The organism is Streptomyces sp. NPDC048442 (assembly GCF_040651475.1).
Taxonomy (GTDB): Bacteria; Actinomycetota; Actinomycetes; order Streptomycetales; family Streptomycetaceae; genus Streptomyces.
The window spans coordinates 56,060-74,797 of the sequence record NZ_JBEZKB010000001.1 but is presented as its reverse complement, the minus strand read 5'-3'; the positions used below and the strand labels follow the sequence as shown (position 1 = coordinate 74,797).

The 18,738-nt window shown below is 71.3% G+C and carries 19 protein-coding genes, 1 tRNA gene and 1 pseudogene; 10 read left to right on the top strand and 11 right to left on the bottom strand.

Features of this window, described 5'->3' with window-relative positions:
* Positions 1-121: 121 nt before the first annotated feature.
* Complete coding sequence (locus tag AB0D18_RS00375) at positions 122-1,624, bottom strand: hypothetical protein (protein ID WP_362410344.1); 1,503 nt, start codon at positions 1,622-1,624, stop codon at positions 122-124.
* Positions 1,625-1,704: 80 nt separating this feature from the next.
* Complete coding sequence (locus AB0D18_RS00370; protein WP_362410341.1) at positions 1,705-2,478, bottom strand: DUF4097 family beta strand repeat-containing protein; 774 nt, start codon at positions 2,476-2,478, stop codon at positions 1,705-1,707.
* A 247-nt stretch (positions 2,479-2,725) separates the two neighbouring features.
* Here AB0D18_RS00370 and AB0D18_RS00365 point away from each other — a divergent pair.
* Positions 2,726-2,800 (top strand) — tRNA-Val (locus tag AB0D18_RS00365).
* Positions 2,801-2,912: 112 nt separating this feature from the next.
* Here AB0D18_RS00365 and AB0D18_RS00360 read toward each other — a convergent pair.
* On the bottom strand, positions 2,913-3,209 hold the full coding sequence (locus tag AB0D18_RS00360) for a DUF3303 family protein (RefSeq protein WP_362410338.1): 297 nt from the start codon (positions 3,207-3,209) through the stop codon (positions 2,913-2,915).
* A 242-nt stretch (positions 3,210-3,451) separates the two neighbouring features.
* Here AB0D18_RS00360 and AB0D18_RS00355 point away from each other — a divergent pair, with 242 nt between their 5' ends.
* Positions 3,452-3,673, top strand: coding sequence for a DUF2277 domain-containing protein (locus tag AB0D18_RS00355; protein WP_362410335.1), 222 nt, complete (start codon positions 3,452-3,454; stop codon positions 3,671-3,673).
* On the opposite strand, the gene AB0D18_RS00350 is transcribed toward AB0D18_RS00355, so the two are convergent.
* Entirely contained in the window at positions 3,595-4,263 is a 669-nt protein-coding gene (locus tag AB0D18_RS00350; RefSeq protein ID WP_362410332.1) for a VTT domain-containing protein, read from the bottom strand. The two genes, AB0D18_RS00355 and AB0D18_RS00350, sit on opposite strands and share 79 nt — an antisense overlap.
* A 291-nt stretch (positions 4,264-4,554) precedes the next feature.
* On the opposite strand from AB0D18_RS00350, the gene AB0D18_RS00345 reads away from it, so the two are divergent.
* The gene (locus AB0D18_RS00345; protein WP_362410329.1) at positions 4,555-5,199 is read left to right on the top strand and encodes a superoxide dismutase family protein; all 645 of its coding nucleotides are present in this window, start codon (positions 4,555-4,557) and stop codon (positions 5,197-5,199) included.
* 166 nt (positions 5,200-5,365) lie between these two features.
* On the opposite strand, the gene AB0D18_RS00340 is transcribed toward AB0D18_RS00345, so the two are convergent.
* The 3 genes from AB0D18_RS00340 to AB0D18_RS00330 all read right to left on the bottom strand — a co-directional run bounded on the left by AB0D18_RS00340 (position 5,366) and on the right by AB0D18_RS00330 (position 8,562).
* Positions 5,366-5,908, bottom strand: coding sequence for a DoxX family protein (locus AB0D18_RS00340; protein ID WP_362410326.1), 543 nt, complete (start codon positions 5,906-5,908; stop codon positions 5,366-5,368).
* Positions 5,909-6,086: 178 nt separating this feature from the next.
* Positions 6,087-7,781, bottom strand: coding sequence for an alkaline phosphatase D family protein (locus tag AB0D18_RS00335; protein WP_362410323.1), 1,695 nt, complete (start codon positions 7,779-7,781; stop codon positions 6,087-6,089).
* A 112-nt stretch (positions 7,782-7,893) separates the two neighbouring features.
* Positions 7,894-8,562, bottom strand: coding sequence for an HNH endonuclease family protein (locus AB0D18_RS00330; protein ID WP_362410320.1), 669 nt, complete (start codon positions 8,560-8,562; stop codon positions 7,894-7,896).
* A 341-nt stretch (positions 8,563-8,903) separates the two neighbouring features.
* Between AB0D18_RS00330 and AB0D18_RS00325 the strand changes: the two are divergent.
* Both AB0D18_RS00325 and AB0D18_RS00320 read left to right on the top strand, forming a co-directional pair.
* Positions 8,904-9,528, top strand: a pseudogene (locus tag AB0D18_RS00325) (ABC transporter permease).
* Between the two features lie 301 nt (positions 9,529-9,829).
* A complete protein-coding gene (locus AB0D18_RS00320; protein ID WP_362410317.1) occupies positions 9,830-10,411 on the top strand; it encodes a TMEM165/GDT1 family protein in 582 nt (193 codons plus the stop codon).
* A 106-nt stretch (positions 10,412-10,517) separates the two neighbouring features.
* On the opposite strand, the gene AB0D18_RS00315 is transcribed toward AB0D18_RS00320, so the two are convergent.
* Together AB0D18_RS00315 and AB0D18_RS00310 are read right to left on the bottom strand one after the other, a co-directional pair.
* Complete coding sequence (locus tag AB0D18_RS00315) at positions 10,518-11,180, bottom strand: HAD-IA family hydrolase (protein WP_362410314.1); 663 nt, start codon at positions 11,178-11,180, stop codon at positions 10,518-10,520.
* 274 nt (positions 11,181-11,454) lie between these two features.
* Positions 11,455-12,228 (bottom strand): peptidoglycan-binding protein, encoded by a 774-nt coding sequence (locus AB0D18_RS00310; RefSeq protein ID WP_362410311.1) that lies wholly within the window; start codon positions 12,226-12,228, stop codon positions 11,455-11,457.
* Positions 12,229-12,956: 728 nt separating this feature from the next.
* Here AB0D18_RS00310 and AB0D18_RS00305 point away from each other — a divergent pair.
* Positions 12,957-14,975 (top strand): MDR family MFS transporter, encoded by a 2,019-nt coding sequence (locus AB0D18_RS00305; protein ID WP_362410308.1) that lies wholly within the window; start codon positions 12,957-12,959, stop codon positions 14,973-14,975.
* Between the two features lie 66 nt (positions 14,976-15,041).
* On the opposite strand, the gene AB0D18_RS00300 is transcribed toward AB0D18_RS00305, so the two are convergent.
* The gene (locus tag AB0D18_RS00300) at positions 15,042-15,527 is read right to left on the bottom strand and encodes a GNAT family N-acetyltransferase (RefSeq protein WP_362410305.1); all 486 of its coding nucleotides are present in this window, start codon (positions 15,525-15,527) and stop codon (positions 15,042-15,044) included.
* 113 nt (positions 15,528-15,640) lie between these two features.
* On the opposite strand from AB0D18_RS00300, the gene AB0D18_RS00295 reads away from it, so the two are divergent.
* Positions 15,641-16,207 carry a hypothetical protein gene (locus tag AB0D18_RS00295; protein WP_362410302.1) on the top strand — a complete coding sequence of 189 codons (567 nt, stop codon included), beginning with the start codon at positions 15,641-15,643 and terminating at the stop codon, positions 16,205-16,207.
* 1 nt (position 16,208) lies between these two features.
* A complete protein-coding gene (locus AB0D18_RS00290) occupies positions 16,209-16,796 on the top strand; it encodes a hypothetical protein (RefSeq protein ID WP_362410299.1) in 588 nt (195 codons plus the stop codon).
* Between the two features lie 50 nt (positions 16,797-16,846).
* Here the strand turns inward: AB0D18_RS00290 and AB0D18_RS00285 are convergent, their stop codons facing one another.
* Positions 16,847-17,182 (bottom strand): antibiotic biosynthesis monooxygenase, encoded by a 336-nt coding sequence (locus AB0D18_RS00285; RefSeq protein ID WP_362410296.1) that lies wholly within the window; start codon positions 17,180-17,182, stop codon positions 16,847-16,849.
* Positions 17,183-17,323: 141 nt separating this feature from the next.
* On the opposite strand from AB0D18_RS00285, the gene AB0D18_RS00280 reads away from it, so the two are divergent.
* Positions 17,324-18,418 carry a serpin family protein gene (locus AB0D18_RS00280; protein ID WP_362410293.1) on the top strand — a complete coding sequence of 365 codons (1,095 nt, stop codon included), beginning with the start codon at positions 17,324-17,326 and terminating at the stop codon, positions 18,416-18,418.
* Positions 18,419-18,465: 47 nt separating this feature from the next.
* Entirely contained in the window at positions 18,466-18,726 is a 261-nt protein-coding gene (locus AB0D18_RS00275) for a DUF2087 domain-containing protein (RefSeq protein ID WP_362410290.1), read from the top strand.
* Positions 18,727-18,738: the final 12 nt, after the last annotated feature.

The following is an 18,738-nucleotide window of genomic DNA, read 5'->3' as shown; positions in this document are numbered from 1 at the left end:
GTTCCGCCCGGGGGCGCCCCCTTGCCTACCTTTCCCCAAGCTCTCGGCTTCGCTCGAGCAGGGGAGACCCCATTCGCCCCCGGGGGCGGCCCCGCTGCCCAAGAGGGCTCCGGGCTGGGGGCTAGGTCGTGGTGCCTCGTTGGTCGCGGATTTCGGTTACTACTCGGGTGACTGTGTGGCGGACTGCTTCTGTCTCCGTGAGGAAGTGCCAGTAGTCGGGGTGGCGGCCCTCAAGAGCGGTGATGGCGCGGTCCAGGCGGGCCACCGCGTCGTCCAGGGGGCGGGCGTGGCGCGGGTCGGGGGTGTTGCGGCCGGCCATCGCCAGGCGCTGGGCGTCGCGGATGGCGAAGCGGGTGCGCTGGATTTCCTGTTGCGGGTCCTTGGACACCGCGTTCAGGCGCTGGAGACGGTCGGACGCCGCCGAGACGGCTTCGTCGGTGCCGTTGAGGAGGGCTCGTACCGTACTGAGCAAGGACGTTGCGTCCGGCCAGCGCTGTTCGTCGCGGGCCTTCGACGCCTCCTTGAGGCGCTGTTCCGCCAGGCGTACGTTCTCCGCGGCCTCGGCCGGGACCTGCTGGAGGTCCTGCCAGCACGCGGCGGTGAAGCGGCGGCGCAGCTCGCTCAGTACAGGGTCGACCTTGCCGGCGCGGGTGGTGAGGGCTTGCGCCCTGGTGCGCAGCGAGACCAGGCGTTTGTCGATCTCCGCAGCCCGTTCCGGCAGCCGCGCCGCCTCGGCCCGTACGGCTTCGGAGTCGTGCATCACCTTCTCCGCGCGCGCCAGCGTCTCGGGCACGCCGTGCTGTCCGGCGCCCTGGTTGAGTCTGGTCAGCTCGGGGGCGAGAGCGGCGAGGCGTGCCGCGAGGTCGTCCGCGCGCAGGCCCGCGGCCCGTACCGCATCCAGTGCGTTGCTCGCGGCGAGGAGGGACTGCCTGGCCCGCTCGACCGCAGGGGCCAGCCTGGCGAGCTGAGTCTCCGCCTTGTCGAGCAGCGGTCCGAGACTCTGCGAGAACCGGTCCAGCTCACCCTTGACCCGTACCAGCTCGTCCTTGGCCTTGCCCAGGTCGGTCCGCGCCCGTGACGCCTCGCCGGTGTCGAGGTCGTCGCGCTCCAGGTCGTGGGCGTCGACGGCGGTGATGTAGGTGTGCGAGACCTCGTCGATGCGCTGCCCGAGCGTCGCGAACTGCGCCGCTGTGCGCTGGGCGCCCGGCGAGCTGTCCACCGCGGAGATCGTCTCGATCGAGATCCGCAGATCCCGCTGCGCGGTGTCCAGCTCGTAGAACGCGGCCGCTGCCGCGTCCTTCGCCGCCTGCGCGTCGGCCCGCGCGCTCTCGCTGCGTCCGCCGAACCAGCGCCGGGTGCCGCCACCCGCGAAGGAGGCGAGGCAGAGGGGGAGGAGGGCTGCGGGCAGCAGCATCAGAGTCAGTGCGTCGCGGACGCCGCGAGGTTTCGCCTGCGTACCCGGGCCCGGAGCAGACGAGCACGAGGCCGGAACATGCGTACACGGGCCCGGACCGGACGTGTCGGAAGGCGCAGCAGACGGTCCCAGCCCCGGTCCCGGATCAGGATGACGGTGTGCCCGACGGCGTACTCGCTGCGTGTACGGCTGCGCGTCTGTCGCCGTCACATCCCTCTCCCGTGCTGTGTCCGCCTGCCTGGCCCGGCCTGTTCATTGTCCCACCAGGTAATGACGAACACACGGGTCGGTTAGTTCACGCTTTGGAGAGTGATTTCTCCGTTGTTGGTGCGGGCCTTCACCACATGGGTGCTGCTGTCGGCCTTCGGCACGTCCACCGTGATCTTGCCGTTGTCACTCGACGTGTCGACCCGGTACGTCGACTTCGGCAGCCCGAGGTGGATCGCGCCGTTGCTGCTGTTGCCGTCCACCAGGTTCGGTACGGCGCTGAAATTCAGCTTGACCTGCCCGTTGTCGGTCTTGGCGTGCACGGACTTCGCGGAGATTCCCTCGCCCTCGATCTCCCCGTTGTCGCTCTCCAGGTCGAGCTTGCTGCCGCTCATGTCCTTGAGGTGGACCTCGCCGTTGTCCGTCTTCACCCTCAGGTCGGTGTCGAAGCCGGTCGCCTGCACGCGCCCGTTGTCGTTGTCCACCGTGAGCGCGATGTCGCGCGGTACCTTCACCGAGTGCCGGGCCTCGCAGTTCGCGGCGATGCCCGAGCAGTTCACCTTCAGCGTCAGGGTGTCCCCGTCGATCTTCCACACGGGGTCGGGGCCGTTTCCGAGGAACACCCACCCGTCCACCTGCCGCTCGACCTGGATCTCCTTGACGTCGGCCGGAACCAGTTCGAGGGCGGAGTTGTCGGACTTGATGGTCAGGGCCTTGCCGCTGAACGCGAAGTTCTTCTTTTCCACCGGCGCGTCCGAGGTGTCTGTGCTGCCGCAACCGGTGGCGGCCAGCGCGACGAGAACGGCCCCGCCCACGGCGAGAAGCGTGCGGGTCCTGCGTACGGTCCGGACTGCCATGGTGATTGTTCCCCCTGTTGCGTGCGGTCGGTGTGCCCCCACGATAGAAACCGGGGATCGCCCCGCACGATCCGGCCGTCCACCGCATCAGGGGTGGGGATAACCCCCGCTCCGGCTCCGCTCCGACCCCGCTCCGACCCCCGGGTCGCCTCCCCGCTTGAGCCCGGATCCTCTCCTGACCAGCACACGCCCCTGATCTGGATTGCGGAGGTGCCCCCCTGGCCATGTACGCTGTTGCCTCATGCCCGGGCGCGTAGCTCAGGGGTAGAGCGCCGCCCTTACAAGGCGGATGTCGGCGGTTCGAAACCGTCCGCGCCCACCAGCCCAGGACATGACAAAGGCCCAGGTCAACCGGTGTGAATCCGGATGCCTGGGCCTTGATCTTTTGGCGGCGGCTTCTCGGCGCCGCGCCACTGGCCCGACCGTCGACGAGGTCAGCCCTGCCGCAGCGCGGCAATGCCCTTCTGCAGGTCTTCGCTGTTCATCACCGGCTGGATCTCGATCTTCGCGCCGAGTCCGTCCAGGAGCGGCTCCGCGATGGCGGGTAGCTGTGAACTGTCCTGCATGTCGAAGACGAAGGTGCAGGTCCGCCCGCCCTCGCTGGGGCCGAAGTAGGCTGCCTCGGGCTTGAGCCGTTCGGCCATCGACTGCATGATTTGCGGCAGTGTGCCGTTCTTGACTGCCTCGTTCGAGATTGGGGTGTCCAGATGGGCTCTCAGCATGACCCTCATCGCACCTGCTCCTTACGTTCACCACGACCGGCGCGGTCCGGTCCGCGCTCAATGAGGCCCGGTGACGCTCCGCTCAGCCTCTCCTCGGGTGATCAGGGCAGCAACATCTCCGCCTCCGTCCGTGCCTCCGTGGATGCCCGAGCCGAATCCAACGACGTCTCGCCGCAGTCGGGACGCGTTGCTGAGCCGGGGACTCCCCGTACGGGCGGGCCGTTGTCAGTGGCGGTGGCTACCGTTGTCGTATGTGCCGCAGTATCAAGACGCTTCGACCGCCCGCGATCCCGGAAGAGGCCACGGAGGAGGAGATCGCCGCCGCCGCGTTGCAGTACGTGCGGAAGGTCTCCGGGTTCCGGGCCCCGGCCGCGCACAACAAGGAGGTTTTCGATCAGGCAGTGGGGGAGGTGGCCGAGGCAACGGCCAGGTTGCTGGCCGGACTTGAAGTGCGCGGGCGGCGTACGACGTAGGCCGCGAGGACTCCCGCGACGGTCAGTGCCAGCACCGAGATTCCGGTGCTGATCCACCCCGCGCCCAGCCACTGGCCGCCGAAGTAGCCCAGGCTCACGCTGTAGAGCGCCCAGGCCACGCCCGCCAGCGCCGACCAGGGGACGAATTCCTTCGCCCTGCGGTGGGCCGCGCCCGCGCCCAGCGACACCACCGAGCGGCCGGCCGGGGCGAAGCGCGCGACGACGACCAGGATGCCGCCGCCCTTGGTGAGTGCGGTGCCGAGACGTTCCTGCGCTGCCGACAGGCGGCGCGAGCGGGAGATTGCCCGGTCCAGCCGGGCGCCGCCGCGCCAGGCCAGCCGGTACGCCACCAGGTCGCCGAGCAGCGAGGCGGTCGCCGCACACAGGGCCAGCAGGAGCAGCTCGGGCATGTCCTGGGCGAACGAGTCCGGGACGGTGGCGTTGGTCGCGCCCGCCGCTGCGGCGGTGGCCGCGGTGATCACCAGAACACCGCTCGGCAGGATCGGGACGAATACGTCCAACACGATCGAGACGCCCACGACGGCGTATATCCACGGACCGGCGGTCAGTGACCCCAGACTCTCCAGCACTGCGAACTCCCCGGCTATGGAAAACAACGCCGCGACGTCGCATAGGGGAGCGGCAGGGGCGGCTTCACAGCGATCCACCTTACGCCTGGTGGGAGTGGTGTTAACGCCCGATAAGCCTGATGTCGGGGAGATCACGTCGGCGCTATGACCGCGGTCACGTTTCACCCGATTGCCGCATTCGGTGCGACGGTGCCCCGGGGTGCGCGGAGTGTGGGTGGCGAGGGCGAGGGCGAGGACGGGGGCGGGTGACGGGGCCGGGGGACACCCAGGGGGCAAGACGGAGGAGTCATCATGACCGGTCGGATTCGGGTGCGGAAGCGGATTCGGGTGCGCAGGCGCGTGCGGGCCGTGGGAGCGGTGGCGGCAGCCGCACTGCTCGCCGGAACGGTCGGGACGGCTTCGGCCGCGTACGCAGAGGGTGGCGGCAGCAGCAGTGGCGGCAGCAGCAGAGGTGGCAGCAGAGGTGGCGACGGCCAGGGCCTCACGGTCGACGGACGCTTCGCCCCGGCCTCGGCCTTTGTGCCGTCGGCGGCCGTCACGTACGACCAGGCGCTGGTGCCGGCCGGGGGCTGGATACAGGTCCAGCAGAAGGCCGACCGGCACGGGACGACGGTGACCGTCAAGGTGAAGGGGCTCGGGCCGCACCACGCGTTCGGAATGCATGTGCACGAGAAGGCGTGCGGCGTCGATCCCAAGGCGGCCGGGATGCACTACCAGCACGTCAAGGACCCCAAGCTGGTCAACCCGGACAACGAGGTGTGGCTCGACCTCACCACCGACGGGTCCGGCAGCGCGAAGGCGACCGCGCACCACACCTGGGGGCTCCCCGAGGGCAAGGCCAACTCCGTGGTCCTGCACCGCGAGCAGGGCGGCGCGGGCGAGCGGGTCGGCTGCTTCACGGTGCCGTTCGGCAACTTCCGTACCGGCGTGAAGTGAGCCGAGCGGCAAGGGGAGTTCGGGAAGAGGGAATTCAGAGCCGAGCGGCAAGGGGAGTGCGGAAAGAGGGAATTCAGAAAGGGGGTGTTCGGGCCGCCGAGCGGAGCGGTCCGAACACCCCCTTTCCTACGGGAGTTTCGTACGGGAATGCCGTACAGAAGCAGCCTCAGGCGGACGCCGCCACCCGCTGCTTCCCCTGCGTCGCGCCCGGCTGCTGCCCGCGCCGCGCCGCCAGCAGTCCGTCGACCGCCGCCGCGCCGGGCCCGGTGAAGACCAGCAGCAGGAACGTCCAGCAGAACATCGCCGACGCCTCGCCGCCGTTCTGCATCGGCCACAGCGCCTCCGGCTGGTGCACCACGAAGTACGCGTACGCCATCGAGCCCGAGGAGACCAGTGCCGACGTCCTGGTGAACAGGCCGAGCGCCACCAGGGCTCCACCGACCAGCTGGATCACCGCCGCGTACCAGCTCGGCCAGGCGCCCGCGGTGGCGGTCGCGCCGGTGCCGCCTGCGCCGCCCAGTACGCCGAAGAGCGAGGCGGCGCCGTGGCAGGCGAAGAGCAGACCGGTGACGATGCGGAACAGGGCGAGGGCGTACGGCCTGGAATCCGTCAGCCGCGCGGAGAGGGCGGCGAGCGGCGACTGCCCGGAGGCGGAGGACTGCGCGGGGGCGGCGGAGGATGCCGATGGCTGTGCGGAGGGAGCGGTCATGAGTGGGGGACTCCTTCGGTGGAGGCCTGGGGAGGGCCTGATGGGGACGCAGCCCGAAGAGACCTGCGATTCTCAGGAGGTTAGGTAAGCCTCACTGTACTTGCAAGTTCAACATTCCAGTCATGGCCGAAATTGGTCCCCAAGTGGCGCCTTTCTTGCGGTAGTTGCCCTAGTTGTGTCATTCATGTGTCAGATTTGTGGTCATGGCCGTCACCAGTCGGGCCTTCCCGTCTCCCTGCCGGCCACCGCGCGGCCGTTGTGCCTGGTCCAGCCGCAGCTGGGCCGCGCGCCCGCGAAGGGTCAGCGTCATCAGCTGGTTCCCGAACCAGGGCCCGCCCGTCCGCCGCCACTTCATCAGCGGCTCCGCCAGCCGTCCGTGCCGCGCCAGTCGGCGCCCCAGCCGCTGCCCGGTCGCGCTCCAGCCGAAGCGGAACCCGAGCTTGATCGACGACGGGATGCCGTTGTGCACCGGCGAGCAGGTCAGCTGGTACACCCGGGCCGCGCCGGGGTGTACCTCGTCCGGCCACCGGGTCGGCTCCGCGACGTACGCGTGGTGCACGTCGCCCGACAGCACGCAGATCGTCGCCGGGGCGCCGGGACCGCTGCCGACCTCCGCGATCAGCCGCGCCAGCCGGTCGAAGGACGCGGGGAACGCCGCCCAGTGCTCCAGGTCCGAGCGCCTGCGCAGGTCCTCCGCGAACCGCGCCCACCTGTCGCCCCGGGCCCCTGCTGCCAGCGCCGCGTTCCACCCCTCCGCGTCGTGGATCAGCGGCGGCAGCAGCCACGGCAGCGAGGTCCCGATCAGCAGGTGGTCGAACGGGCGGGAATCGTCCAGCGCCTGGTCGGCGAGCCAGCGTGCCTCGTCCTCGTCGAGCATCGCCCGCGCGCCCTCCTTCAGGACCCGCGCCGCCCGGGTGTCCACCATCAGCAGTCGTACGGAACCGAAGTCGCGCCGGTAGCTCCAGCGCACGCAGGCCGGGTCCTGGTCCGCGCGGGCGGCGAACTGCCGCAGGGTGTCCGTGCCGTCCGGGGCGGCGCGCACCGCCGCGTACAGCTCGTCGGCGGCCAGCTCGGCGGGGGAGAGGTTGCCCAGGTGCTGGTAGACCCAGTACGACATCAGGCCGCTGAGGATGCGCTCCTGCCACCACGGGGTGGCGCGCATGTCGGCGACCCAGGAGGCGCTGGTGTTCCAATCGTCGATCACATCGTGATCATCGAAGATCATGCACGTGGGGACGGTGGAGAGGAGCCAGCGCACCTCGGGGTCGAGCCAGGACTCGTAGTAGAGGCGGGTGTACTCCTCGTAGTCCGCGACCTCCACGCCGGGCGGCTCGCGCAGATCGCGGCGGGCGGCCAGCCAGCGGCGGGTGGCCTTGGAGATCTCGTCCGCGTACACCTGGTCGCCGAGCAGCAGCAGCACATCGGGGCGCGCGGTGTCCGTACCCTCCGTACCCTCCGGGCTCTTGGCGAGCCGGGCGGCGAGGGTGTCCAGCGCGTCGGGGCCCGCCGGGTCCTTCTCGCCCTCCGCGGGCGCCGCCCACCGGCACGAACCGAAGGTGATCCGGGCCGAATCGGACTGCGGCAGCCGGGTGTTGATGGTGCTCGGAGGGAAAGCGGAGTCCGGCAGCGGCCACACCTGCGTGCCGCCGAGCCGCACCTCGTACCGCGTGGAGCTGCCCGGCCGCAGTCCGGTCACCTGGATCAGCGCATAGTGGTGCCCGGCTATCTGGAACGTCTCCGCGGTCCCGCCGCCGCCTTCCTCGCACACCACCTCCGCCGTGCAGGGGCGGTCCGTCTCCACCCAGACGGTCGCGGCGTCGCCGGCCTCCCAGTCGACGTACCTCAGTACTGGTCCCAGGCGCAGCCCGGTCATGTGCCCTCCTCCGTCGTCCCCCGTGCGGGGCCAGCCCGTACGGTACGGAACGACGGAGGGGAGCGGGGAAGTTCCTCAGGTCAACTTGACGTTGACGCTCTCCGAACCGGGGTCAGCAGGTCTTGAGCACGCCCTCCAGGGCCGACTTCTCCGCCTGGTCGACGGTCAGCTTCCAGTAGTGCTTCACGTGCACCCACATCTGCGCGTACGTGCACTGGTAGGCGGTCCGCGACGGCAGCCACTCGGCCGGGTCCTTGTCGCTCTTGGCCTGGTTCACGTTGTCGGTGACCGCGATGAGCTGCGGGCGGGTGAGGTCGTTGGCGAAGGCCTGCCGGTTGGCGGTCGTCCAGTTCTTGGCGCCCGAGCGCCACGCCTCGGCGAGCGGCACCATGTGGTCGATGTCCAGGTCGGAGGCGGCCGTCCAGGTGGCCCCGTCGTACTCCGAGTACCAACTGCCCTTCACAGCGGCACAGCTGCTGTCCTGCTCGACGTTCTTGCCGTCCCGCTTCAGGACGACCTCGCGGGTGTTGCAGGTGCCGGACTGGGTGGACCAGTGCGGGAACTTGTCCCGGCTGTAGCCGTCCGAACTGCCTTCGGCCCCGACGGTCAGCGCGGCCAGGTAGGTGCGCGCGGTGGCCGCGTCGACCGGCGGGGGCGGCGAGGCAAGCGCGCCCGGGGCAGTGGCGAGCAGGCCGGTGACGGCGAGCGCGGCGGCGCCCATCGCGACGGTGGTGCGACGCGCGTAGAACTTTGCGGACGGTGCTGCGGCGTGGCGTGACATGCGAACTCCCGAGCTGTGGGGGAAGTTGAGCCGCGCGTCCCGTCAACTCCCGCGCAGCCAGATCATCGTGGCGACACCGGGTTTCCGGGAGGCGTGCGCCAGGTAACAGGGTGGCGACATGGGCACGTCATATCAAGGAGTTCGAAGGCATTCACCGAACCCGACGATCCGACACCGCACGCACACGCACGGGTATTTAGGGTTGCCCGGTGACTGCCGCCCAGTCCGCCCTCGGCCAGTCCACGCCCGTGCAGCCCGCTCTCGCACAGTCCGCTGCCGCCCAGTCCACGCCCGTGCAGTCCGCTGCCGCCCAGTCCGCTGCCGCTCAGTCCGCCCCCGCGCTGCTTCCCGTCAACGCCACCCTCGGCGCCGTCCTCGCCGTACTCCTCGTCCTCGCGGTCACCGTCGTCGCGTACGCCCGGCTGTCCGGCGACGGCTCCCGCAGGCAGGGCCGGGACGTCGCGGTCGCCGGGGTGCGGCTTCCTGGTGCTGATGTACGGGGTCGCCGTGGCGCCAGTGGTCGCGGCCCTGCTGCTCACCGGGCTCGTCCCGCCGAGCGGCACCACGCTGATCCCTGTCACCGGGATCCTCATCGGCGGTGCGCTGACCGCGACGGTGCTGGGCGGGCGGCGTGCGCTGGACGAGCTGACGGTGCGGCGCGGCGAGGTGGAGGCGGGGCTCGCGCTCGGACTGCTCGACCGGGAGGCGCGGCTGGAGGTGGCCAGGCCCGCCGCGTCGGACGCACTGCTGCCGGGGCTCGACCAGACCAGGACCGTGGGTCTGGTCACCCTGCCGGGGGCGTTCGTCGGGATGCTGCTCGGCGGGGCGTCACCGGTCATGGCCGGGGCGGTGCAGCTGTTCGTACTGGTGGCGCTGCTGGCGCTGCTGGCGCTGCTGGCGGTGCAGGCGGTGGCGGTGGCCGGGACGCTGGAGCTGGTGGCGCGCGGGCAGCTGCACAGGGACTGACGGCCGCACCCGCACCGGCTCCCGCGCCCGTGCTGAGCTGGGCTTGCGATGCCGGTGGGGTCGTCCCGTACCCTGTTCGGAGCAGAAGGGGAGTAGCTCTTCGCCGGACCGTCGACATACTGCTGAGCACGCTCAGCCGGCGCCCGGAGGCAGAGGGGAACGAATCGTTCCCGTCGGCCAGCGAGACCTTCGGCCGCAGTTGTTCTCGTATGTTTTCGATGACGCTGTCGTGCCGAAGCGACCCCGAAAACATTCAGGTCTCTCGGTTCGGGCAGCCCGACCGATTGAGGAAACCCCTTCCATGATCAGCCTCACCGTCATGGCCATCACCTTCGGGACCGTGTTCCTGGCCGAACTCCCCGACAAGACGGCTCTCGCCGGGCTGATGCTCGGCACCCGCTACCGCGCGAGCTACGTCTTCGCGGGCGTCGCCGCCGCCTTCCTCGTCCACGTCTGCCTCGCCATCGCGGCGGGCAGCGTGCTCACCCTGCTGCCGCACTGGCTGGTGCAGTCGGTGGTGGGTGTGCTGTTCCTGGCGGGAGCGCTGGTGCTCCTGTTCAAGAAGGACGATGACGACGAGGAGATCAAGCCGCCGCAGAACCAGTCCTTCTGGAAGGTCTCCGGCGCGGGCTTCATGCTCATCCTGGTCGCCGAGTTCGGCGACATCACGCAGATCATGACGGCGACGCTGGCCGCCCGCTACGACAATCCGGTGTCGGTCGGCATCGGTGCGGTCCTCGCGCTGTGGGCCGTCGCGGGCCTCGGCATCGTCGGCGGCCAGGCGCTGATGAAGCGGGTGCCGCTGCGGCTGATCACCAAGGTGGCGGCGTGTCTGATGCTGGCGCTGGCGGCGTTCAGCCTGTACGAGGCGATCGCGGGCTGAGGTCGGGCGAGGGTACGGCGAAGGGGCGGGCCGCAGTGAGGACTGCGGCCCGCCCCTTCGACGTACGGAAGCGGTGGTTCAGGCGGTGATGTGCAGGGTTCAGGGTTCAGGCGGTGATGTGCAGGGCCGTCGTGCCGTCCGGGGCGGTCTCGATGCGTACCTGCGTCAGGTCCGCCACCAGGGCCGTCGGGTCGTGCGCGCCCGCGCGCGGGCCGATGCCCAGCACACGCATTCCGGCGGCCTTGCCCGCCGCGATGCCCGCGCCGGAGTCCTCGAAGACGATGCAGTCGGCCGCGTCGAAGCCCAGCTCGGCCGCGCCCTTGAGGAAGCCCTCCGGGTCCGGCTTGCTCGCGCCGACCAGCTCGGCGGTCACGCGGGTCGTCGGCATCGGCAGCGCGGCGGCCGTCATCCGGGCCTGCGCCAGCTTCTCGTCGGCGGAGGTGACCAGGGCGTGCGGCAGGTTCGCCAGTGCGGCCATGAAGGCGGGGGCGCCGGGGACCGGGACGACACCGTCGGTGTCGGCGGTCTCCTTGGCAAGCATCACCTTGTTGTCGGCGTGGTTGAGCTCCATCGGGCGGTCCGGGAGGAGGACCGCCATCGTGGCGTAGCCCTGCCGGCCGTGGACGACCTTGAGCGCCTCGACCGGGTCCAGGCCGTGCTCGACCGCCCACTGCCGCCAGCAGCGCTCGACCACGGCGTCGGAGTTGACGAGCGTGCCGTCCATGTCCAGGAGGAGGGCCTTGAAGGGCAGGACGGTGGTGCTGGGCATGTCGGACTCCAGGGCGCTGGGGGCGCGGGCTTGCGGAAAGAAACAAGCGGTTCCGTCCACCGGTCAGGGTACGCGGACGGAACCACTTTGTTCTTGCACGATACAAAACAGGAGGGGCTCGCGCCACCCCGTCCGCGTGGTGCGGGAGGAGAGGTGGGTCACGGAGTGGGGCGCGGGCGGGTCGTGCGGCCAGTCACGGAGCGGGGCACGGGTCGGCCGCCGAGCCGGCCCGGAGCAGGGCGCCGGGCCGGCCCGGAGCAGGCCGCCGGGCTGGTCACGGCTCTTCGGTGAAGTCCTCCAGGGAGGCGCGGGTCGCCGGGCCGTAGACGCCCTGCGGATCGTCGTCGATGTCCATGCGCGACTGATACGAGGCGACGGCGGAGGTGACGCGGGAGGTGTAGCGCCCGTCCAGCGCGCCGTGGTACAGCCAGACCTGCGACAGCCGGTCCTGCAGCTCCCGTACGTCCGGGCCGGTGGACCCCTGCGCGAGGGAGCCGGGCGGCAGCGTACTGGCCGGGGGCGCGGGCGGCGGCGGGGCGACCGGCGAGGACGCGGGGGCCGTCGGAGTCTTCGACGGGGGAGGTGTCGCCTTGTGCGTGGGGGGCGCCGAGCGGGTCGTGCGCGTCGGCGTCGGGCGTGCGCTGCGGGACGCGGTCGCGGTCGGCGAGGCCGGTGCGGAGGCGGTGCGCGACGGGGTGCTCTCGGCGCTCGACTCGGTGACCAGCGTGGGCGCAGCGGTCGGGGTGCCGCCGGCGGGGAGTGCGCGGGTGCCGCCGGTGTCGCTGTCGAAGGCGCCGACGGCGAAGGCGGCGCCGGTGAGGATCGCGGCGGCGGCCGTGGCGGCGAGGAGGACGATGCCGCGACCTCGGCGGCGACGGGGCGGTTCGTCGGAGTACGGGGCCGGCTCGCCGGCGTACGAGGTCGTTTCGGTGGTGTACCGGGCCGGCTCATCGGTGTACGGGGCCGGTTCGCCGGCGTGCGGGACAGGTCCGCCTGCGTGCGGGACAGGTCCGTCGGAGTACGGGGCCGGGACCGCGCGCAGCGGCATGGTGTGGCCGGAAGGCGGGGTGGCAGCCGGGGGCGGGGCCGGGGCGGGGCCCGGGTGTGCGGCGTCCGGGGCGGGGTGGGCGGTGCTTGGGCTCGGGTGTGCGGTGCCTGGGTTCGGGGGCGTGGTGCCTGGGCTCGGGTGCGTGCCAGGGGCCCGGTGTGCCGTCCCCGGTGTTCTGCTCCCGGCTCCTCGCTCCTCAAATGCCGGGCGCTCCTCGGATCCCGGGCGCTCCTCGGATCCCGGGCGCTCCTCGGATCCCGGACGCTCCTCGAATGCCGGAAGGGTCGAGGTGTCCGGTGGGGTGTCCTCCTCCGGGCGGCCCAGGTTCACGTACGGGCGGATGCGGAGGGGGTTGAAGTCCTCCGCGTCGGCTATCGCCGCCGTACGTTCCGCGTGGTGTGCGTCCGCGGCCCGTTGGGCGCAGTCGCAGGTCGGGGCGCCCGGACCGGGTCTGTTTCCGTCCGGTGCCGCCCGTTCCGTACCGCATTCAGGACATAGGTGTCCGTTTTCCATGGGGTCCCCTCCCTCGAACTGCCAGCGATTATGCAGACCCCGGCGCCGGGGCCCAATGGTCAGGTCCGGGGCGAGGGTCCGCTCGGCAGGCCGTATCCGTACAAAACGACCAGGATGGGGGTATGGCTCAGGAGGATCGGCAGGCGCATCAGCCTCAGCAATCGCAGCAGCCCCCGGGACGGCAGGGTCAGGGGGCGTCGCAGGCCCATGCTCCCGTGCCCGGCGTAGGGCAGCCGAAGCGTGCGGTGCTCGTCTCCATCGGCGCGCTGCTGCTCGGCATGCTGCTGGCGGCCCTCGACCAGACCATCGTGTCGACCGCGCTGCCGACGATCGTCAGTGATCTCGGGGGCATGAACCACCTCTCGTGGGTGGTGACCGCGTACATGCTGGCCGCGACCGCCGCGACCCCGCTGTGGGGCAAGCTCGGCGACCAGTACGGGCGCAAGAAGCTCTTCCAGACGGCCATCGTCATCTTCCTCGTCGGCTCCGTGCTCTGCGGCATCGCGCAGAACATGCCGCAGCTCATCGCCTTCCGGGCGCTGCAGGGACTCGGCGGCGGCGGGCTGATGGTGCTCGCCATGGCGATCGTCGGCGACATCGTCGCTCCCCGCGAGCGCGGCAAGTACCAAGGGCTCTTCGGGGCCGTCTTCGGCACCACCAGCGTGCTCGGACCGCTCCTCGGCGGGCTGTTCACCGAGCACCTCAGCTGGCGCTGGGTCTTCTACATCAACCTGCCCGTCGCCGTCGTCGCCCTCGTCGTCATCTCCGCCGCCCTGCACATCCCCGTCCGTTCCACCAAGCACCGCATCGACTACCTCGGCACCTTCCTCATCGCCTCCCTCGCCACCTGCCTCGTCCTCATCGCCTCCCTCGGCGGCACCACCTGGGAGTGGTCGTCGCCGCAGATCGTCGGGCTCGGGGTGCTGGCCGTGGTGGTGCTCGCCGCCTTCGTGCACGTGGAGAGGCGGGCGGCGGAGCCGGTGCTTCCGCCCAGGCTGTTCACAGTGCGCACCTTCGTGCTCAGCTCGGTCATCAGCTTCGTGGTGGGCTTCGCGATGTTCGGGGCGATGACGTACCTCCCGACGTTCCTGCAGGTCGTGCACGGCGTCAGCCCGACCATGTCCGGTGTGCACATGCTGCCGATGGTGCTCGGCATGCTGATCTCCACCACGGGGTCCGGGCAGATCGTCAGCAGGACCGGCCGCTGGAAGGTCTTTCCCGTCGTCGGTACGGCCGTCACGACCGTCGGCCTGTACCTCCTGCACCAGCTGACCGCGACCAGCAGCACCCTGCACATGAGCCTGGCCTTCTTCGTCTTCGGCGCGGGGCTCGGCCTCGTCATGCAGGTCCTGGTGCTGATCGTGCAGAACGCGGTGCCGTACGAGGACCTGGGCGTGGCCACGTCCGGAGCGACCTTCTTCCGGTCGATCGGCGCCTCGTTCGGCGTCGCCATCTTCGGCACGATCTTCACGGGGCGGCTCGACGGCAAACTGTCCGCGGCCCTGGCGGGGCAGCAGCTGCCGCCAGGTCTCGACGCCGCCCGCCTGGAGTCCGACCCGCGCGCGATCGCCGAGCTCCCGGCCGTGCTGAGGCCCGAGGTCCTCGACGCGTACGCCTCCTCGATCACCGACGTGTTCCTGTACGCGGCCCCGGTCGGCCTCGTCGCCTTCGTCCTCGCATGGTTCCTCAAGGAGGACAGGCTGCGCGGCTCCGTCACCGCCCCCGATACGACGCAGACCCTCGCCTCCAACCCGGTCGAGCGCTCCTCGCACGACGAGGTGGAGCGGGCGCTGTCCGTACTGGGCACCCGCGACGGACGCCGGGCCGCGTACGAGAAGATCACCGCGCGGGCCGGGTACGACCACCTCCCCGCCACGAGCTGGCTGCTGCTGCGGATGCGGCGGGGCGGGCTCGTCCAGCCGGCGCTGCTGGCCGGAGGCACCACCGTGCCCCCGGAAGTGATCCGGGAGGCGGCGCGGCAGACCGAGGAACGCGGACTGGCCAGGCGCGAGGGGCTCGCCCTGCTGCTGACGGACCGGGGCGCGATGGTCGCCGACCGGCTGGCGGTGGCCCGCGAGGAGTCCCTCGCGGAGCTGCTCGGCGACTGGTGGGTGCCCGAGCGGTACGACGAACTCTCCGAGATCGTCGAGCAGCTGAGCGGCGAGATGTGCGGGTCGGACGCGGAACGGCCGACCGGGGCGGCGGAGCTGCGGAGAACGCCGCTCGGTCGCTGAGGCGCCGGGCGCGGGCGGAGGGCGGGGGACGGAGGGCGGAAGGCGGAGAGCGGAGGGCGGGCGGCGTCAGGCTTCCGTCAGGTCCTTCACGAACCAGTGCTCCGCGTACTGCTTCGCGTTGAGCGCCTCGACCTCCCGGTAGCCGTGCTTGGTGTACAGGCCGCGCGCCTCCACCAGGTCGTTGCGGGTGTCGAGCTGGATACGCTTGGCGCCGTACGTGCGCGCGGTCTCCTCGACCGCCTTCAGCAACTGCCCGCCGCCCCCCGTGCCGCGCACCTCGGGACGTACGAAAACCCTTGTCAGCTCGGCCAGTTCGGCGTCGAGCAGCACCATCCCGGCACACGCCGACGGCTTGCCCTCGTAGCGCCCGACGACGAACGTGCCGGTCGGCTCCACCAGCAGATCCGTGCCGTCGTCGGTCAGCCCCTCGTCGATCTCCTGCTCCGTGGCGGGGCGCTCCCAGTAGCGGCTCGCGACCTCGTCGTAGTAGTCGCGGCGAAGTGTGGTCGCGTCCGCGGTGCGGGGGTCTTCGGTGGTGATGATCCAGGTCATCGCCCCTCTGTACCCGAAGCAGCGGCCGTTTGACCACCGGATTACGGGCTACCCGGTGGACGAGGGGCCGTAACTCTGCGGGCCCCGAGCCCCAAGTACCGGAAAGGCAGAGCATGTCCACAGTCCTGATCATTGTGCTGATCGTGGTGGTCGTGATCGCCGCCGCGGCGGCTGTCGTCCTCCTCGGTCCCGGACGGGGCCGGGCGGGCGGCGGGAGCCTGAAGCGGCGGTTCGGCCCCGAGTACGAAAGGGTGCTGGCCCGGCACGACGGCGACTCCGGGGCCGCCGAGCGCGAGCTGGGCGAGCGGGTGAAGCGGTACGGCGACTTCCGCCCGCGCCCGCTGCCGCAGGAGCGGCACGAGAGTTACGTGGCCCTGTGGGCCGGGGTGCAGGAGCAGTTCGTCGACTCCCCGCAGAAGGCGGTCGCCGAGGCGGACCGGCTGCTGTCGGCGGTCGCCGTCGAACGGGGCTACCCGGACGGCGAGTCCGAGCAGATCGAGGCACTGTCCGTGCACCACGGCCCGGTCGTCGACGGATTCCGCCGGGTACGGCGCGCGGCACGCGGCGAGGGCGGTACGGAGGAGATGCGAGAGGCCGTGGTCGAGGCCCGCGCCCTGTTCGAGGCGCTGGTGGCGGACCCCCGCGCACAGACCCTGCACGCCAAGAGGAGTGGAGTCTGACATGACGTACGAAGCCGGAAACGAGAGGCCCGCGAACAGTGGGCAGGGGCTCGGTCAGGGACACGGTCAGGGACAGGGGCACGGTCAGGGCAGGGACGCCGGGGCGCACCGGGTGCCGGCCCCCTCCGAGCGCGGCGCGGAAGCAGTGCCGGACGCGCTGCACGACCCGGTGCAGGCCGATCAACGGGGCCGCAGCGCACGGGACATCGGGGTGACAGGGGCGGGCGGATCGAACGAGGTCGGTCCGCTGCACCGGCCGCCGGAGGGGCAGGCGGCGACCCCGGGGCACCGGCAGGACCAGGAGCGCGGCGCGCAGCCCACTTCGCTCCTTCCGCACGGTGAGCGCGACAAGCTGGGGCTGCGCCTCCAGCAGGCCCTCAACCACTTCGTCGACGAACCGCGGCACGCGGTCGAGGAGGCCGACCGCGTACTGGAGGAGGCCGCCCGTCACGTCACGGAGACCCTCGCCGAGCACCGCCGTTCGCTCCGTGGCGCCTGGGAGCCCGAGGGCCGGGCGACGGAGACGGAGGAACTGCGGGTCGCCCTGCGCAAGTACCGCGAGGTGACGGAGCGGCTGCTCCAGCTGTAGACCGGACGCCCTCAGGTCCAGAGACCGGTCCCGGACACTGCCGGACGGCCTCAGGCGGTCTTCGGACCCGCCTGCTGGACCACCTCGAACGACCACACAGTGGAGCCGGAGGCGGCGGGCTTGGGGTGCTCGCCGCCTCCTCCGCTGCCCGCACCGCGCTGGTGGGCCTCCTTCATCGGCCCCTCCATCCACGCCTTGAATGACTCCTCGTCGCGCCACCGCGTGTACACGAGGTACTGGTCGGTGCCCTCGACGGGCCGCAGCAGCTCGAACCACTCGAATCCGTCGGAGTTCTCCACGGACCCGGCGCGCGACGAGAACCGCTTCTCCAGGACCTCCCGCTGCTCGGCAGGCACGGTCAGTGCGTTGATCTTCACGATGCTCATGCGTTCCATCCTGCCGTACGGGACTGACATCGGGCGGGGCGGGCGGAGTGGGCGGATCGGGCAGATCGGGCGGACAGGCCCGTTGTCAGTGGTCGTCGGTAGTGTCGTTGGTCCGGGAAGCCTGGGGCGGGAGCTGGAGAGGTGAGGGGGGCGGTCGTGCGGGACGGGGCGGGGATCACGCGGTTTGCCGAGCGGTGGTTGGGGCTTGCCGGAGGCGGGGACGAGGGCGGGGGCTTCGTGTGGTCGCCGGCCGGGCTGTGGCTGGCGCTGGGTGTGGTGGCGGCCGGGGCGAAGGGCGAGACCGCCGACGAGCTGCGGCAGCTGCTGGGGGTTGCTGGGGACGACGCGGCGAAGGCCGTGGGTGAGGTGGGGCGTGCGCTGGCGGGCACCGACGCGCTCGGGGTGGCCACCTGTGTGTGGAGCAGGGTGCCGGTGCACCGGGACTTTCAGGACGCGCTGCCCGGGGTCGCCGTGGGGCGGCTCGATCCCGCGGAGATCGACGGCTGGGTGCGGGCCGTGACGGGGGGCCTGGTCGAGCGGCTGCCGGTGCGGGTGGGGGACGACGTCCTGGTCGCCGTTGTCAACGCCCTTGCGCTGAAGGCCCGTTGGGAGTTCCCCTTCGAGTCATCGGCGACCCGGGAGCGGGACTTTACGGCTGCCGCGGGGATACGGCACCGGGTGCCGACCATGCACAAGGGGGTCCCGCTCGCGGACGCCTGGACGGTCGGCCCGACCAGGGTGGTGGAGCTGCGCTGCCGCGTGGAGCAGGGTGGTGCCCCGGCCAGGGTGCGGTTCCTGTTGGGGGCGGAGGGGGCCGGGCCCCGGGACGTACTGCCTGCCGGGTGGGCCGGGCCCGGTGACCGGGCGCCGCTGGACACCGACCTCGTGGCAATCGCGCTGCCGCGGCTCTCGCTCCGTACGACCGTCGAAGTGACCGACCAGCTGGCCGCCTTGGGTATCCACCGGGCGACCACGGAGTCCGCCGACTTCTCCGGAATGTCCCCGGAGCGCCTCGCCGTCTCACGGGTGGTGCAGGAAGCCGTCCTCAAGGTCGCCGAGGAGGGGGTGGAGGCCGCCGCCGTGAGCGCGGTGCTGATGGCGCCCGGCGGTGCGCCGCCGCCTCCGCGGCGGACTGAGACGATCCGCTTCGAGCGGCCCTTCGGGATCGTCGTGCTCGACGCGAGCGGGGAGGTCCCGTTGTTTATTGCCTGGCAGGAGGGGGTCCCCAACGGCTAGAACGGAGCGTCGTGTTCATCGTTGTCGCAGAGGCTGGGAGTCACCCCGTGGCGGGTCAAGGTGTCGAGGCGTTCTTCTCCGGCGGGCGGCTCACGTCCGTACCGCGCAAACCTGCCCGCCGCGAGCAGCTGCTCGCGCATCTGACCGAGACCCTTTTCGTCTCCGGCCGCGACTACACCGAGCGCGAGGTCAACGACACGATCAGGGCCGTGCACGAGGACTGTTCGGCGCTGCGCCGCTATCTCGTCGAGGGCGGCTTCCTGTCCCGTACGAAGGACGGCAGCAGCTACCGCCGCGTCAGCGCCTAGGCGTACGAGCGC